This window comes from Cognatundibacterium oligocarboniphilum, from assembly GCF_013377855.1.
In the GTDB taxonomy this organism is placed as follows: Bacteria; Pseudomonadota; Gammaproteobacteria; order Burkholderiales; family Burkholderiaceae_D; genus Undibacterium; species Undibacterium oligocarboniphilum.
This window is the reverse complement of sequence record NZ_JABXYJ010000010.1, coordinates 22,104-37,540: the sequence shown is the minus strand read 5'-3', so window position 1 is coordinate 37,540 and position 15,437 is coordinate 22,104. Positions and strand designations below refer to the sequence as shown.

At 57.9% G+C, this 15,437-nt stretch carries 19 protein-coding genes; 9 read left to right on the top strand and 10 right to left on the bottom strand.

The window, feature by feature from the left end; translation table 11 throughout:
• Nucleotides 1-6 precede the first annotated feature (6 nt).
• From mdcE to HV832_RS15060, 4 genes are read left to right on the top strand one after another with little or no spacing between them, the layout of a single operon-like run.
• The gene (mdcE, locus tag HV832_RS15075) at nt 7-789 is read left to right on the top strand and encodes a biotin-independent malonate decarboxylase subunit gamma (RefSeq protein ID WP_176804725.1); all 783 of its coding nucleotides are present in this window, start codon (nt 7-9) and stop codon (nt 787-789) included.
• 12 nt (nt 790-801) lie between these two features.
• Complete coding sequence (gene mdcG / locus HV832_RS15070; protein ID WP_176804683.1) at nt 802-1,485, top strand: malonate decarboxylase holo-[acyl-carrier-protein] synthase; 684 nt, start codon at nt 802-804, stop codon at nt 1,483-1,485.
• Nucleotides 1,482-2,456 carry a triphosphoribosyl-dephospho-CoA synthase MdcB gene (gene mdcB, locus HV832_RS15065; RefSeq protein WP_176804682.1) on the top strand — a complete coding sequence of 325 codons (975 nt, stop codon included), beginning with the start codon at nt 1,482-1,484 and terminating at the stop codon, nt 2,454-2,456. Before mdcG ends, mdcB begins: the two co-directional genes overlap by 4 nt.
• The gene (locus HV832_RS15060; protein ID WP_176804681.1) at nt 2,449-3,366 is read left to right on the top strand and encodes an ACP S-malonyltransferase; all 918 of its coding nucleotides are present in this window, start codon (nt 2,449-2,451) and stop codon (nt 3,364-3,366) included. Before mdcB ends, HV832_RS15060 begins: the two co-directional genes overlap by 8 nt.
• Nucleotides 3,367-3,400: 34 nt before the next feature.
• On the opposite strand, the gene HV832_RS15055 is transcribed toward HV832_RS15060, so the two are convergent.
• The 8 genes from HV832_RS15055 to HV832_RS15020 all read right to left on the bottom strand — a co-directional run bounded on the left by HV832_RS15055 (nt 3,401) and on the right by HV832_RS15020 (nt 11,318).
• Nucleotides 3,401-4,063, bottom strand: coding sequence for a TetR/AcrR family transcriptional regulator (locus HV832_RS15055; protein WP_317889345.1), 663 nt, complete (start codon nt 4,061-4,063; stop codon nt 3,401-3,403).
• Between the two features lie 123 nt (nt 4,064-4,186).
• Nucleotides 4,187-6,562 carry a TonB-dependent receptor gene (locus tag HV832_RS15050; protein ID WP_176804680.1) on the bottom strand — a complete coding sequence of 792 codons (2,376 nt, stop codon included), beginning with the start codon at nt 6,560-6,562 and terminating at the stop codon, nt 4,187-4,189.
• A gap of 103 nt (nt 6,563-6,665) precedes the next feature.
• Nucleotides 6,666-7,958 (bottom strand): alanine racemase, encoded by a 1,293-nt coding sequence (locus HV832_RS15045; RefSeq protein ID WP_176804679.1) that lies wholly within the window; start codon nt 7,956-7,958, stop codon nt 6,666-6,668.
• The gene (locus tag HV832_RS15040; protein WP_218132060.1) at nt 7,955-9,385 is read right to left on the bottom strand and encodes a D-arabinono-1,4-lactone oxidase; all 1,431 of its coding nucleotides are present in this window, start codon (nt 9,383-9,385) and stop codon (nt 7,955-7,957) included. The genes HV832_RS15045 and HV832_RS15040 overlap by 4 nt, the downstream gene beginning before the upstream one ends.
• Nucleotides 9,382-9,768 (bottom strand): c-type cytochrome, encoded by a 387-nt coding sequence (locus tag HV832_RS15035; protein ID WP_218132059.1) that lies wholly within the window; start codon nt 9,766-9,768, stop codon nt 9,382-9,384. Before HV832_RS15035 ends, HV832_RS15040 begins: the two co-directional genes overlap by 4 nt.
• Nucleotides 9,769-10,080: 312 nt before the next feature.
• Nucleotides 10,081-10,632, bottom strand: coding sequence for an RNA polymerase sigma factor (locus HV832_RS15030; protein WP_176804678.1), 552 nt, complete (start codon nt 10,630-10,632; stop codon nt 10,081-10,083).
• Between the two features lie 3 nt (nt 10,633-10,635).
• The gene (locus HV832_RS15025) at nt 10,636-10,845 is read right to left on the bottom strand and encodes a YgaP family membrane protein (protein WP_176804677.1); all 210 of its coding nucleotides are present in this window, start codon (nt 10,843-10,845) and stop codon (nt 10,636-10,638) included.
• Between the two features lie 281 nt (nt 10,846-11,126).
• Nucleotides 11,127-11,318, bottom strand: coding sequence for a hypothetical protein (locus HV832_RS15020; RefSeq protein ID WP_176804676.1), 192 nt, complete (start codon nt 11,316-11,318; stop codon nt 11,127-11,129).
• A 90-nt stretch (nt 11,319-11,408) separates the two neighbouring features.
• Here HV832_RS15020 and HV832_RS15015 point away from each other — a divergent pair, with 90 nt between their 5' ends.
• Together HV832_RS15015 and HV832_RS15010 are read left to right on the top strand one after the other, a co-directional pair.
• Nucleotides 11,409-12,116: a DUF6969 family protein gene (locus tag HV832_RS15015; RefSeq protein ID WP_218132058.1), complete on the top strand. Its 708-nt coding sequence runs from the start codon at nt 11,409-11,411 to the stop codon at nt 12,114-12,116.
• 123 nt (nt 12,117-12,239) lie between these two features.
• Entirely contained in the window at nt 12,240-12,956 is a 717-nt protein-coding gene (locus HV832_RS15010; RefSeq protein WP_176804675.1) for an MgtC/SapB family protein, read from the top strand.
• 41 nt (nt 12,957-12,997) lie between these two features.
• On the opposite strand, the gene HV832_RS15005 is transcribed toward HV832_RS15010, so the two are convergent.
• Both HV832_RS15005 and HV832_RS15000 read right to left on the bottom strand, forming a co-directional pair.
• On the bottom strand, nt 12,998-13,300 hold the full coding sequence (locus HV832_RS15005; protein WP_176804674.1) for a TfoX/Sxy family protein: 303 nt from the start codon (nt 13,298-13,300) through the stop codon (nt 12,998-13,000).
• A gap of 27 nt (nt 13,301-13,327) precedes the next feature.
• Nucleotides 13,328-13,480: a hypothetical protein gene (locus HV832_RS15000; RefSeq protein ID WP_176804673.1), complete on the bottom strand. Its 153-nt coding sequence runs from the start codon at nt 13,478-13,480 to the stop codon at nt 13,328-13,330.
• A gap of 98 nt (nt 13,481-13,578) precedes the next feature.
• Between HV832_RS15000 and HV832_RS14995 the strand changes: the two genes are divergently transcribed.
• The 3 genes from HV832_RS14995 (at nt 13,579) to HV832_RS14985 (ending at nt 15,412) form a co-directional block, all read left to right on the top strand.
• Nucleotides 13,579-13,908 (top strand): PepSY domain-containing protein, encoded by a 330-nt coding sequence (locus HV832_RS14995; RefSeq protein ID WP_176804672.1) that lies wholly within the window; start codon nt 13,579-13,581, stop codon nt 13,906-13,908.
• Nucleotides 13,909-13,964: 56 nt separating this feature from the next.
• Entirely contained in the window at nt 13,965-14,561 is a 597-nt protein-coding gene (locus tag HV832_RS14990; protein WP_176804671.1) for an undecaprenyl-diphosphatase, read from the top strand.
• 68 nt (nt 14,562-14,629) lie between these two features.
• Complete coding sequence (locus HV832_RS14985; protein ID WP_176804670.1) at nt 14,630-15,412, top strand: COG4705 family protein; 783 nt, start codon at nt 14,630-14,632, stop codon at nt 15,410-15,412.
• Nucleotides 15,413-15,437: the final 25 nt, after the last annotated feature.

Genomic DNA, 15,437 nt, shown 5'->3' with positions numbered 1-15,437 from the left:
TCGCCGATGGGGGCGCTTCACAAAGACACCGCGTTCACTGCGCAGGCTGCCGGGCAACAGGAGGTGCAACCGTATGCTGTCGGCTGGCAGGCGCTGATCGCGCGTCTGTTTCCACAGGGGGCGCAGGTCAGCGCGCAGGGCTCGGTTTTGTCCGGCACGGCACAAGTGGATGGCAAAACGGTGGCGGTGACCGGCACCTGCGATCATGTTCCGATCGGGGTGGAAATCGCACTGGCGCAGGCAACCGCGGTGCTGGACGCTGTGCGCCAGCATCCGGGACGGCCGATTGTATTGCTGGTCGATACCGTTGGCCAGCGTCTGCGTCACCGCGATGAAATGCTTGGCATCAACAGCTATATGGCGCATCTGGCGAAATGCCTGGAGCTGGCACGGCAATCCGGCCATCAGATCATTGCACTGGTTTACGATCAGGCATTGTCGGGCGGTTTCATCACCAGCGGCATGATGGCCAATGCCTGCTATGCGTTGCCGGAAGCAGTGATCCGCGTCATGGCATTACCGGCGATGGCGCGCATCACCAAGGTGCCGGAAGAAAAGCTGACCGCACTGGCGCAGGATAATCCGGTGTTTGCGCCGGGGCCGGCCAATTATGAACGCATGGGTGGCATACAGGCGATCTGGTACGGCGATCTGGGCGCAGCGCTGCAGGAGGCGCTGCATACAGCAGACACGCAGGACACACGGATGGAGCTTGGAGCGCAGCGTGGCGGCCGCACAATGGCAAAGAAGGTGGCAGATCGCCTATTATCTCTACCTTTGCGACATTAAAGTGAGTCCGAATTGGAACAGACGGAACAATTTCACCGGCATGATCTGGTCTGGCTGGCGCATCCCGCGTGGGATATGCTGATTCAGCAGCAACCAGCACTGGCAGCACAACTGCGCCAGTGGCAGCAGGCCGAGTGGCCGGCTGTGGTCAGGCGGCGCGATGGCGATGCGACAGAGCATGAGGTGTGCATCGGTCTGGCGCTGCCGCCGCAGCAAGGCCGGAAAATCCGGGTGGCGGCGCGGGTACCGGTGCAGCAGATCAGCGCGCATCAGCCCGGTTTGTCCTTGTCCACCGCGATGGCGGTGGCAGGTGACAGCGCGCAGGAGTATCTGCAGGCGATGCAGCGCGATGCGCAGCAGCAGGGCATCCGCTTCCGGGTCTATGGCTCGCTGGCGATGCAATTTCTGACCGGCGTGCCGTATATGACGCCGCAATCGGATATTGACTTACTGTTCCGTCCGTCTGACCGGCAGCAGTTGCGGTTGGGACTGGCATTGCTGCAACGTTATCGCGCATGGCTGCCGCTGGATGGAGAAATTATTTTTCCGCGGGAACAGGCCGTGGCCTGGAAAGAATGGGCGACTGCCGACACCCTGGTCGATGCCCATGCCAACCAGCGTGTTCTGGTCAAAGACAGCCAGACGGTCAGACTGGTCAACCGGCAGGAATTGCTGGACAGCCTGCCATCGACATGAACCATCCACTCTCTTGGGCAGCTGGTTTCTTCCCACAACCTGAAACGGCAGGCTGTCTGTCTGAAGGATATTTGCTGTCGCGGACAGACAAGAGCCTCTCTGCCTGGCAGCAAAGACAGATAGCCCGTGCCATCGCGCTGTGCGCCGTGCGCAGCCTGTATGCCGAGCTGGCGTTGTATCCCAAGCCCGGGCTGGTGTCGCTGCGCGATAACGGCAGTCATATCGACATGACTGCTGCGACGTTTATACGCAGCCTGTTCGCGCTGCGTCATTATTTCAGGGCGATTGCTGCCGCAGGTCTGCACTGCGCGCCGTTTTCCGAATTACAGCATTTGGGGATACAGGCCGAACGGTGCATGTTGCTGGCCACCCGGGGCATCAATACGCATCGCGGTGCGATTTTTGCGCTCGGTATGCTGTGTGCTGCCGGCGCCGCCTGCGTGGCTGCCGGTCAGCGTTTAACGGCAGATGCGATTCGCAACGCCTTGCAACAGCATTGGGGAGCAGCGCTGAGGCAGCATTGCGCCACGGTGCCGGATAGCACGCCAGACAGCCATGGCCTGCAGGTCGCGCAACGCTTTGCTGCCAGCGGTGCCAGAGAAGAAGCGGCACTGGGATTTCCTGCCGTATTCGAGCTGGCCTTACCGCGTCTGACGCAGGTGTTGCAAGACAGCGGCTGCGGCGAGACAGCCAGGACGGAAGCCTTGTTCTGTCTGATTGCGCATGTCAGCGACACCAATCTGTATTACCGCGGCGGTCAGGCCGGTGCCGACTTTGCGCGGCAGCAGGCGCAGGCCTGGATAGCCGCTGGCGGAACCCGTCAGCCGGACTGGTTTGACAAGGCACAAGCCTGCCATGCAGCGTTTGTGCAGCGTCGTCTGTCTCCCGGCGGCGCGGCAGATCTGCTGGCCGCCAGCTGGCTGGTGCATCAATTGACTGACCTTGATTTTCCGCCGGTGCAGTATGGCTAGACTGGCTTTGCTGTGTCCCGGACAGGGCGGTCAGTCTGCACAGATGCTGACGCTGGCGCAATCCGATGCTGCTGCCCGCCACTGGCTGCAACGACTGGAGGCGGATGGGGCTGTGCAGCCTGCTGCGCTGACTATGCAGGCCTTGTTTGACAACCGTCTGGCGCAGCCGCTGATCGTCATTGCAACGCTGGCGAACTGGCTGGCGTTGCGGACGCTGTTACCGTCGCCAGCGCTGGTGGCGGGTTACAGTATCGGCGAATGGAGTGCCCATGCGATCGGTGGCACGCTGACGCCGGACGCCGCGGTGCAGCTGGCGCGGCAACGGGCGCAGGCGATGCAGGATTGTGTGCTGCCGGGCGTACCGCAGCGCATGCTGGCCATCAGTGGCATGTTGACGGCGGAGGTGCAGGAGTTTTGCGCCCACCACCAGTTACAGGTGGCGATCATTACCGGGCCGGACGCGGCCATCATTGCCGGAGTTGCCAGCCGGGTGGCGGAAGCCGCGACGATATTGCAAACCATGCCGCGCTGCCACCTGACGGAGCTGCCGGTGCATATTGCTTCCCACACCACGCTGATGGCAGCAGCAGTACCGCTGATCCACGCTGCGCTGGATGCGGTGCCTTTATCCGCGCCAACGCTGCCGGTGCTGGCGGGTGTCGATGGCAGCGTCTGCCACACGCCGCAGCAAAGCAGGCAGGCATTGCTGGCACAGATCACGCAGACGATACGCTGGGACTGGTGCATGGAAAGCCTGAACGAGGCAGGCATCACGATCGCCCTGGAGCTTGGGCCGGGTAATGCGCTGAGCAAGATGCTGCAGGCCAGATATCCGCAGATTGCCTGCCGTTCAGTAGCGGATTTCCGTCATTTGGAGGCGGTAGCGGATTGGGTCAGTCGTCAGAGCTGATCCTGCGCCGTGACAGAGCAGGGGAAAATACAGATCAGCGCCGTGCCGGAAAGCGCTGCTGTATGCCCAGCAGCAGCACATCGAGCAGGGCATCCACATGATGTTGCGGGTTGAGCTTCGGCGTCCAGACATCGCCTTCATCCATGACCAGGCTGATGGAAGTCAGTCCATGGATGCCCTGCCAGAAAATCTGCGTCATCAGGTGCAGGGTATCGTCATCGCCGGCGACCTCTCCGGCATCCCTGAGCTGCACAAACAGATGGTGTGCAAAGGCATACGGGTCCTGCTCGATATTGCCATGCTCAACCACCGCGGCTTCCACCGGAGCATGCGGACGGCGTTCCATGAATACCAGCGCGTATTCATCCGGATTGCTGAGTCCGTATTGAATATAGGCTTTGCCGGTGGCGCGGATTTTTTCTGCCGGGTCATTGCTATGGGCGGCCGCTTTTTTCATGATGTCGACCAGTTCAAACAGCGTTTCGTCCATCGCCTGTGTAATCAGCGTCGCTTTATCACGAAACAGCGCATACACCACCGTGGTTGAAAAACCGGCTTCTTCTGCCACATTGCGGATCGTGAGTTCTCTGGCGCCGCCTTTTTTGACCAGCCCTTTGACTACTGAAATAATGTGTTTTTTCCTGGCTTCGGATTCGCGTCGTTTGCGTTCCTGTAAATTGGCAGCAGCCCTGGTCACAACTGAATTCCTATCAAAAGTTAAATGCCCGTACGGCATGAATGCCATGCTGTACGGGCTTATTATACTGAAGCCCTGCGGGAGCAAGAACAGAGATTCTCCTGCAGCTCAGCCAGAACCACACTACATCCGCACGTTCAACTGCAGTCCCGCCATGCGCGGTGCGCTGACCGAGGCGAACGGTGTGCCGAGCACGGCAGTGATCGGATTGGCATTGAACACGTAACGCTGGTTGAACAGATTATTCACAAACAGCGATACGCCCCAACGCCGATCCTGCCGCTGCCAGCCGAAATGCAGATCAGTCCGGTGCTGCGGTCCGCCGATGTTGAAGCCGGGTGCCTTGACACAGCTCATCTGCGCAGCGGAATTGTCATTGCAACGGGTCGCGCCGGTATAGGCATGTTGCAGCATCAGATTCAGATTGCCATTGAGTACGTCATACCAGGTGTGATCAACGCCGCCGGTGATGCTCCATGTTGGCGTGCCAACCGGCTGGCCGGACAGGTCCGGTCCGTTCTGCACCACATAATGCGTGTATTTCTGGTCGATGTATTCGGCATTGCCAAACAGCTTCATTCCGCGCACAGGTGCCCAGCTGGCTTCCACATCCAGTCCGGTCGCATCCTGATCGCTGTTAGTGACCTGATAGGCCGGAATCGGTGTGCCGGGCGCCTGAATCAAGGTCAGCGATTGCAGATTGGTGAACTTGTAATGAAACAGTGAGGCATTCAGCATCAGCTTGATGTTGCGCAGATAGCTCTTGATGCCGATCTCATAATTCCAGACATCCTCCGGCTGGAATTGCGCACCCATCGTGACCGAATTGAAACCACCGGACTGATAGCCTTTGGTGACCGAGGCATAGCTCATGATATCCGGTGTGTAGTGATAATCCAGCACCAGACGCGGGCTGACATCCGTCCAGCTTTTTTTCACGGCAGCCGCGCTGCTGGTGGCCGAACCATTGATGAAAAAATTCTGGGTCAGCGCAGCCAGTGCTGCATCCTGACCGGTGAAAAATCCATACTGGTTTGCCAGTGCGATCTGCTGATCCAGTCCCGCTGCCAGACGGGCCGGGTAATTCCAGCTGAATTCCTTGCTGTCACGGGTCAGGCGCAGTCCAGTCGTCAGATTCAGCTTCGGTTGCAGGTGCCAGATCACATCGCCATACACGGCAGCCGACTGATAATCGCCATGGTTAATCATGTTTTCCTGCCAGCTCTGACCAAGGAAATTCAGCGGCAGACCATACTGGGCGGCACCACCGTTGAGCATACTGAACAAGGGGATACCGAGCATATTATTGGCAATCGTGTTGTAGCTGTCGGTGTTGGCGTTAACCTGGCTGATCTGGAAAGCGTTTTCTTTATAAAAACTGGCGCCGGCCAGCCAGTCGGCGATTCCGTTTTTTCCCGCCAGTTTGAATTCCTGTTGCCAGGTGCTGTTGCGCTCGATGTTGGCGGTATTCAGAAAAGTTACCGGATTATTGGTGCCGTCTTCATCTTCCTGATTAAACGAATTGAAGTGACGGTAAGCCGTGGTCGACGTGAAATCGGCCCAGCCCAGCGGCTTTTCAATGCGGATGGTCACGCCGTCGAAGCGGCGGCTTTCCGTATTGCCGCCGTTGGTATCGTTGTACACCAGTTCACGGCGCGGATCGACAAAACTGCTGATGCTGGCCGGGAACGCTGGTGCTGTGCCCGCCGGGCTGAACGGCACCAGCGAGATCGGCGGACGTGCCATCTGGTTCAGGTTTTCATGTTCCCAGCTCAGCAGGACGCGGGTTTTTTCCGGCCCTTTCCATAGCAGGCTGGTGCGGGTTCCCCAGTTGTTCTGGTCTTTATAGCGCTGCCCGTTGCCGCTGTCGCGCAGCCAGCCGTCGCTTTGCTGATCGACGGCATTAAAGCGCAAAGACAGGTCGTTGCTGAGCGGAATATTCAGCAGCCCGGACAAATAGCGGCTGCCGTAATTGCCGGCCCGCAGCGTCGCTTCGGCTTCCAGTTCGTCGGACGGTTCGTTGGATACGATAGAGATGGCGCCGCCGGCGCTGTTGCGTCCAAACAGCGTACCCTGCGGACCTTTCAGGATTTCAATGCGCTGCACATCGTTGAAATTCATTAGCGCGCCGCCGGTTTTACCGCTATAGACGCCATCGACATACACGCCGACCGGCGCATCGGTGCCGATGCCAAAATCTTCGGTGCCGACCCCGCGCAGATAGAGGGAAGGCTGGGTCGCGCGGTTACCATCGGCCTGCAGACCGGGAATAAAACCATTCATGCTGCCCAGATTGGTGATGCCGGTTTTTTCCAGCTGCTCCGCTTTCAGAATCTGGAACGGAATCGGCACCGCCTGCGCTTCCTGCGCGCGGCTCTGGGCGGTGACGGTGACGGATTGCATTGTTTCCTCATCGGCATGCGCCAGCGTCAGCCACCCGGCCTCCAGTAATAATGCCTGCGTGATGCAGACAGCGATTTTTCGTTTTTTCAGCTGCATATGTCTTCCTCTTTTTTGGTTTGGATGAGTGAAAAAAACGGTGAGCCGGCTCGTGTCCTTTTGACTGACCGTTTAATCGTGTTGAAACTGCGTTGAAAATATTTCAGGCTGTGGCTGGAAATACCGGCCACATCGCGCTGATCCGACCTTCGTCGAGCAAGGCAATATCGCCGAATTGCTGCAGCACCGCCTCACTCTGGCGCGGTCGGAAAAACACCGTGTCATCGACCTGCAGTTGCTGGCGTCCCGATTCCAGCAGCAACTGTTGATTGGACGAGGTGCCGTACAGCCCGCTCGCGCTGAGCCCGACAGGTGATACCGGGTCTGCCAGCCAGTTACCGCCGTAAATGAAAACCCCCTGCTGCTGGTTCGGATCCCAGGCGCGGGCTGCGTCGCCGAGCCATTCCACGCCGTAAGGCATGCGAAACTGCTCGCTGACCTTCAACACCGGTGTGGCGATCATTGCCGCTGTCTGCAGGTCGGACAGCAAAGGCAGATCAAAGTCCGAAGGCTTCACCATCGCCGAGCCGACCGACACTTCATTTTCAATCCCGCTACCGTCATACAGGCGGTAAGTCGGCGAGCCGCCGGCATTGAAAACCAGCGGATGATGAATGGCGTGCGTGCTGCTGCGGTTCAGCACCGCAAGCGCTTCCTGCGCCATGGCAGTGTAGATCTGGTGCGCATGTTCATGCGCCTGCTGCTGCAACCCCGGCAGATCGGGAATCTTGGCGACATGCGCGTCATAACCCATCATGCCGCTGAATTGCAGGCGCGCTTCGCTTTGCAGCAAGGTCAGCATTTCATGCAATGTGGCCATGCTGTCGATGCCGCCGCGATGCAGGCCAACATCGATTTCAAAACTGATGCGCATCATGGTATTCAGCTGGCGCGCCAGATCGCGGTATTGCACCAGCCGCTGTGGTGTGTCGATCAGCCATTGCAATTGCTGTTGTGGAACGAAGCCGCGCGGATTGGCCGCGTGTTCCTGATAGAACTGCGCGGCAGCAGCGACCGGCATCGGCTTACCCAGTAAAATATCATTGCCACCCTGCGCCATCATGCGCAATTGCGGCAGGCTGAACAGCATCATGCGCGGGCTCTGTGTGACAACGCTGATTTCACGGATCAGTGCTTCGCAGGGCAGCGATTTCACCACCAGCCTGAACTGCATGCGCTGACCGATATGGCGCATGATCTGTTGCGCATTCTGCAACAGCCGCTGACGATCTATCAGCAGGACCGGGGTGCTGATGCCTGCCTGCTTCAAGGCCTGCGCACTGCGTGTGAAGTAAGCATCATGCGGGGCACCTTTGGCTGAGGGGCGCAATGCCCACAATCCTGCCAGACCGATGCCGGTGGCGGCCAGCAGTTTGCGTCGCTGGCGGGAAATCATGATTGCACTCCGAAAATCTGGCGCAGATGCGGATTGAGCATGCGTCCTGCCGGATCGTATTCCTGCCGAATTGCCAGAAAGTCTTTCCAGCGCGGATACAGTGTTGCGAAATCGCCGGCCTGATGCGCATGCAGCTTGCCCCAGTGCGGGCGGCCTTCGTAACGGCGGAATACCGGCGCGATATCATCGACCAGATAACGCCATGCCTCACCAGCCGCAGCATGGACCGCCACCGAACAGGAGGCGCGCTGATAAAACGGACTGAGCCAGGCATCATCCTCCTGCACAAAACGGAATTCCAGCGGGAAGTAGACGTCGTTGCGCTGTTCCAGCCGCCGGATCACTTCGCGGACGCAGGCGATTCCCGCGTCTTGCGGCACATGGCATTCCGATTCATTAAAACGGGTCGGACGCGATGTGGATAACAGCTTCCAGGACTGATCCTGCGCGGTTTCCTGCTGCGCCGGATTGATGAGTTTTTTCGCAATCCAGCGCCGCAACTCGGGAAAGCGGCCCAGCCGGTCGCGCAGCTGTTTCAGGCTGTGCAGCATGGCTTCGTCGCCGGAATCTGGGTGCAACAGTTCATTGCTGGTAGCGATATCGTGCGTGATCGCTGCGGCATAGCCGGTGAACGGCAGATAATAAAATTCAAAATGACGATGCTGCCTTGCCAACTGCGGCGCCTGATCCAGCATATCCTGCACCGGCAGCAGCCAGACCTTGCGACGCAGACGATAGGCCGGTACCGCCTCCAGCGTGATTTCGGTCAGGATGCCGAGACTGCCGAGCGATACTTTGGCTGCCTGCAGTAATTCGGGATGGTGTTGTTCGCTGCATTCGACGATTTGTCCGGAGGGTGTCGCCAGACGCAGCGCTTTCACTTTTGCGTGCAGCGCCGGCAAAGTCATGCCAGTACCATGCGTCGCAGTGCTGATGGCGCCGGCCAGCGATTGGGCGTCAATATCCGGCTGATTGTGCATCGCGAGGCCACGCGCATCCAGCTCGCGTGCCAGTTGCGCCAACCGGGTGCCAGCCTGTATCCGTACCAGCGTCCCGTCCTGACCGGCAATGCCCGACAGGCTGTCGAGCGACACGATCTGTCCCGGTGTCGGCACCAGCGCCGTGAAAGAATGACCGGCGCCGACGCAGCGCACCGGCGACTGGCTGTTTTTCAGTAATTGCAGTACCGCTGTTTCATCTGCCGGACTTTGTATGGCCTGCGGCTGGCAGGTCTGGATGCCAGACCAGTTTTGCCAGGTCAGCGCCCGGGGCGAAGTTTGCGGCGGCAGATCCGGCGCTGGCGGTGTGAACGGTTCGACCGGCATGCGGGAACATTCCGTCAGGATGCCGATGCCGCCGAGCGCGCCGGCGGCAACACCGGCACGGATCATATTTCTGCGCAGCGCGCTGGGAGTGGACTGGGTCATGCTGCTTCCTTTGCCGGAGGTGGTATGTGAATCGGGGTGGACATGAATTCGATCAGGCGACGTAAATCCTGATCGCTGCAATCGCTGCAAAAGCCCTTCGGCGGCATGGCCTTGTAGCCATCGCGCGCATGTTGTAGCAACACGTCCTGACCCTGCGTCAGCCGTGGCGCCCAGTCGGCTGCAAAGCCGACCAGTGGCGCGGTGCTGGCCGGAGATACATGGCAGCTGATGCAGGAACGCTGATAAATCCGGGACAGCGTCGTATCGGCGGGGCGTGCGGCTTCGGCGGCACTGATCTGTTGCGGTCCGGGCATGACATGCTGCGGCTGGCAGGCGCACAGCAGCCATGCCGCGCTCACCGTCTGTATGAAAGTGCGGTACATAGAACAACATCCTTTTTTAACACTGCGCTCACAGTGATGGTGCAGGCGAGTCTCTGTCTGTAATTTTTTTGTACTGTCCTGGATGAAATAAAACAGTGTTTTTATTATATAACGATGTTTTTTTATTTGAGGCGGCATTTTGTGATGACGTTGTTTTTGCGTCTCGTCAGAGGTTGTTGGTTGTGATTGGTGGCTGCAGTCTGACATGCTGTGCCGGATACCTGATGCGGCATCAGGCTGTAGGATGAATGAGGAAAAAAGGCAGGGCGGCGCAGTGCCGCCGTGAAATGTCAGGCAATCAGCGGCGGAATATCAGTGCGTGAAGGGCGTGGTCGGCACGGTTTCCGGCGCCAGCAGGTATTCCCGCACCAGTTCGCGGGCGCGGTGCAGGCGGCTCTTGACCGCACCGGGTTGTTCACCGAGCCGTTCCGCGATTTCTGCAATCGTCAGTTCTTCAAAATCGCGCAGTAAAACCACTTCCAGATAATGCGCCGGCAAGGATTCCAGCGCATTTGCCAGATCAATCCGCAAGGCATCGTCCGTGCGGCAGCTGAGTTGGTGTTCTGCTGCGTCGTCTTCCAGCGGATCATGTCTCAGCATCAGACGTTCGAGCTTGCGGCATTCGCGTTTGATCACCGTAAACAGCCAGGAGGAAAAGGCCGCTGCCGCTTTCAGCCCCGATACTTTGCGCGAAATCACCAGCAGGGATTCCTGTACCGCATCGTCAATATCGCTGGCCTGGCAATGGCGGCGGGCATAGCGCCGCGCATCGGCCTGGCAGACTGTCAGCAAGCGTTTGATCGCAACAGGATCACCGGCCTGCGCTGCAAAAATCAGGTCAGTTCTGTCGATCCCGCTGGTCATGATTTATTTCCCCTTATCGAGTTTGCGGCCCACCATGGCGCACATCGGGCAAAAACCGATCAGTCCGGTGACAGCCAGCATTGCCGCCATGATACCAACGCCCGTCATCATGGCAGAAGTATTCCAGTTCATCGCGGCAAACGCCAGCCCCATGATACCCATGACGATGCGTAATAGACGTTCCCATCCAGGGACATTCTTTGTGTAAAACATGGTGTTCTCCTTTTTGTCAGTGTGAGGTCAATCCTCCTTTGCTAAGAGCCGGGTTCGCATCAAAACGGTTCGCGGAAATTTAAAAATATTCTTTAAAAATATTTTTAAAAACATTCTTGGAATATTTTTACACAGCATTCATCTGGCGCGCCGCGGTAAGTGAGCAGCGTGCTGCTGTAAGGCAAGCCGGAGACTTCAAAAAAAATTTCAGAAACCGCGAACCGTTTTGTTTGTTCACATCCTCTTAGCTGGGCAGGTTATACCTCTGCACCGTTACTTTTTTAATCTGATCTGGAGACATACATGAAATCTTCTTTGAAAATGGCTTCGCTGGCAGCACTGACTGCAGCAACTCTGGCGCTCCCGGCAGCAGCTGGCGACATGCCGGACGCACAGGTAAAATGCCAGCCAGCCGGTATGCGCAAATGCGCTCCGAAATGCGCATCCAGGTGTGCTCCGGCAAAACATGCCAAAGCTAAATGTGGCGCAAAATGCGGAGCAAAATGTGCTCCGAAGTGCGCTCCGAAATGTGCCCCGAAATGCGCGCCGAAGTGTGCACCTAAGTGCGCTCCAAAACACTGATGAACGTATCGTCCGGACGCAGGCCGGCAGCGCTGGCCAAGACCTCCGGAGCAGCTGCTGTCCGGCGTATTCTGGAGACATACGCCGGGCTGGCTGAGCGGGGTGAGCATCTGTTGCAGCGCTTGCTCGACGGTCAGCCTCCCCGCCAGTGGCAGCATTATCCGGAGGAGGATGCGATTGATCTGCGCAGCGCCTATCAGTGGTTTTATCATTCGCATTCTCCCGAAGACCGGCCTGGCAGCGTTGAGCATGGGCACTTTCACCTGTTTGCGCGCCGACCTCTGTGGAGCAGGCGGCTGCACTCCCGTACCGAACAGGCATTCGCCAGGCTTACCGGGCAACCGCAGCGTACAGTGCAAACCCGGCATTTGCTGAGTATCGGCCTGGACGCGAAAGGCGTGCCGGTCAGCCTGTTTACGGTGAACAGCTGGGTCACCGGCGACCTGATGCTGAACGCCGTCCTGACCGAACAATTACTGGCCCGGATACAGCTCAACACCGGTCACCCTGACATTGAACGTATGCTGACAAACCTGATCCGGCTCTGCCTGCCGCAGATCAGACTGTTGCTGGTTGCGCGCGATGCGGCGCTGGCCAGCTGTCAGCCGGGTACTGTACTCACGGATCAGACACTGGAAGTGCTGTCGCATCTGCCGATTGATCTGGACCGGCAATTCCTCGCCGGATAAAACCATATCGCCCCTGAACAGTCACTTGTTGCGCTGCCGCCGGATCAACAGTTTTTCTGAAGCGCAGGCAAAAATTGTTTATCATTCTGAAAACATGAAGAGTGACTTTTCTGATGGGGCAAGATGGAAGCCATACAAAATATCAACCTGAGTTCATTTCTGGACACCTTGCTGAGTCTGGTTACCGCCTTCACGCTGGGCGGTGTCATCGGTTACGAACGGCAATACCGGCAGCGGACCGCTGGCTTGAGAACCAATGTGCTGGTGGCAGTGGGTGCGGCGGTATTCGTCGATATGGCAAACCGGCTGGAAGGTCATGCCGGTGCTGTGCATGTGATCGCCTATGTGGTGTCCGGCATCGGCTTTCTCGGCGCGGGTGCCATCATGCGTGAAGACGGCAATGTGCGCGGACTGAACACGGCGGCAACCCTGTGGGGGTCAGCCGCAGTCGGTGCTGCCGCCGGAGCTGACCTGATCCTGGAAGCCATCGCTGCGACTTTGTTTGTGCTGGCGGCCAATACCTTGTTAAGACCGATCGTCAACAGCATCAACCGCCAGCCGATCGAGGGCGACGAAGTGGAAGTCACCAACACCGTGTACATCATCGCGGCCAAACCGCATCAGAAACTGGTGCTGGCGCATTTGTCCAGAGAGCTGGAATTGGCGAATTACCCGATCCGCGATCTGGAAGTGCACGCTTTCGGTAGCGACGATATTGAAATCGAAGCCACGCTGATGTCCACCTCGGTGAATTCCGACGAACTTGATGCAATCCTGAGCCGCATGGCCGACCAGCCTGCCGTCAAGCAGGCATTCTGGAGCCCCAGTACGACCGAGTAAAGTACATGCTTTCTTTATCGGTCTTCTGAGGCGAGGATGGCCTATCTGGCCCAGACCAGCAATTCTTCGGGCTGCTCAAACAGTTCCTCTGGCAAAGAATAAAATTTTCTGACCTCGACAAGCCCCTTTTTTGTGCTGTATGAAAACGGCTGACAGCCACGTCTTTCGTATTCAGGCCGGGTGTTGGCGTTGACGCGAAAGTAAAGGGTATTCCCCATGATCATGGCGAACTGGATACCCTGGTATTTCATGGCATGGCCGCCGAAAAATTTTCCATCCGTGAATGGCGCTAATGGAGCAAGAAGCTCCCGTACGTAATCGACGAATTGACTGCTGGTATTCATGCGCCTTCCTGATTGGGCTGTATGGACTTATTCAATTGACGGGGAAAACTTCAAGTCGCCAGCGATGCGGTTCCAGGCATTGATTGCAGCGACGCCAGCGGTCAGGGATGTGAGCTCCGTTTCCGAAAATTCTGCCTGCAGTCCGGTATCAGCCAATTCCGGGGCAGGATATTGTGTCATCCGCAGCAATCGCGGCGACGGATGAACTCAGTATGAGCTAAGTCTACATGTGTAACTTCTCCATTGTGCAAATTCCTGCACTCTTCTGGAGAAATATCATGTACCGCTACACCAAACTTTCCTTACTGGCTATCGCCATTGCAGCGACAGGGGCCGTGGCCTACGCCGCCAAAGGCGGCATGGAAAACGATGCCATGGCAATCAGTAAAGCCAAGATTCCGCTTGCTCAGGCCGTCACTGTCGCCGAGCAACATGCCAACGGCAAGGCGTCGCGTGTCGAATACGAGAACTCAAAGCAAGGCTGGGTCTACGACGTGGAGGTCGTCAGCGGAGCCAGGGTCTTCGATGTCCGGGTTGATGCCGACAAAGGCACGGTCATCTCGTCCGCTGAAGATAAAGCAGATGACGACTACGATAAGCAGGACTGACACCTCGCCAACATGGCCGGGTTGTCTCTTGATCGGCGATCCGGCACGGAGATCTTATGGAATCACTCAACCACACACTGTTTCTCTGGCTGAACGCGCCAGAGCGTCCCAGTGCTTTGGCGCTGATGCTGGCCACCTTCTTTGCCGAGCAGCTCATCTGGGCAGTACCGCTTCTGATCGGTATCGGCTGGCTGCGGGGCAGCGAAGGCATTCGCAAGGCCATGCTCATTGCAACCGCATCGGGGTTACTGGGCCTTCTGATTAACCAAGCCATCGGATTGGCCTGGACGCACCCCCGACCTTTCATGATCGGTCTAGGGCACACCCTTATCCCTCATATTGCCGATTCCTCTTTTCCAAGCGATCACTTGACGCTGTGGTGGACCGTTGCGTTTAGCCTCCTGCTACAGCAACAACATCGCAGCACAGGCATTGGTCTAGCCTTGTTGGGCGTCCCCATCGCATGGGGGCGCATCTACCTTGGTGTGCATTTCCCGTTTGACATGCTCGGGGCGATCTCGGTCGCTTTACTCAGTGCTTGGCTTACCTTGCGTGGAGCCCACTGGTATCTGGGGCCTGGTTACAGACTCGCCACCGCAATTCATCACCGGCTTTTTGGCAAATTGATCGCGCTCGGATGGGTACGCGAGTAAGCCTATGGGTTGGCTAAGTCTGGCCAGACAAACTAACGCTAAATACTTTACCTCGGAAGGAGAACACAATGAACAAATTACCAACGAGCACCACCACTGGCTGGCTCAACAAAGTCCCGGAGGTCGCTCTTTCCTTCTGGATCATCAAAATCATGTCCACGACAGTTGGGGAAACTGTTGCCGACTATCTGGCAGTCGAGGCGGGCTTGGGGCAAGGTCTGACGCGAAGCGTCATGGCCGCTCTGTTGGTGACCGCCATGTTCATGCAGCTGCGTACCCGCCGCTATACCCCCTGGATTTATTGGCTGACGGTGGTGCTGGTCAGCGTGGTCGGCACGCAGATAACCGATTTGCTGACCGATGGCCTTGGCGTCAGCCTGTATATCAGTACCCCGGCGTTCACCGTGGCGCTTGCCGCGATCTTCTTCGTTTGGTATCGGGTCGAGCGCACCCTGTCGATTCATGACATCGTAACGCGCAATCGGGAGTTGTTCTATTGGGCTGCCATCCTCTGTACGTTTGCGCTAGGCACGGCTGCCGGCGATCTGGCGACCGAGGCATTGGGTCTGGGCTTTAGTTGGGGCGTCGTGGCATTCGGTACGCTGATTGGCGTCACCTATGTGGCCTGGCGCATGGGCGGCAACGCGGTGCTGACCTTCTGGATCGCCTACATCCTGACCCGTCCTTTCGGCGCTGCGCTCGGCGACTTGCTGACGCAGGCCAGAACCTATGGCGGTCTTGGCATGGGTGCCATGTGGACAAGCGCCCTGTTCCTCTCGGTGATCGTCATGCTGGTGGCCGTCGCGCAGATCGGTATGAATGGACGCCGCTCAACCCAGCTCGCTGAATAACGTACTTCCCATCACACAAGGAGAA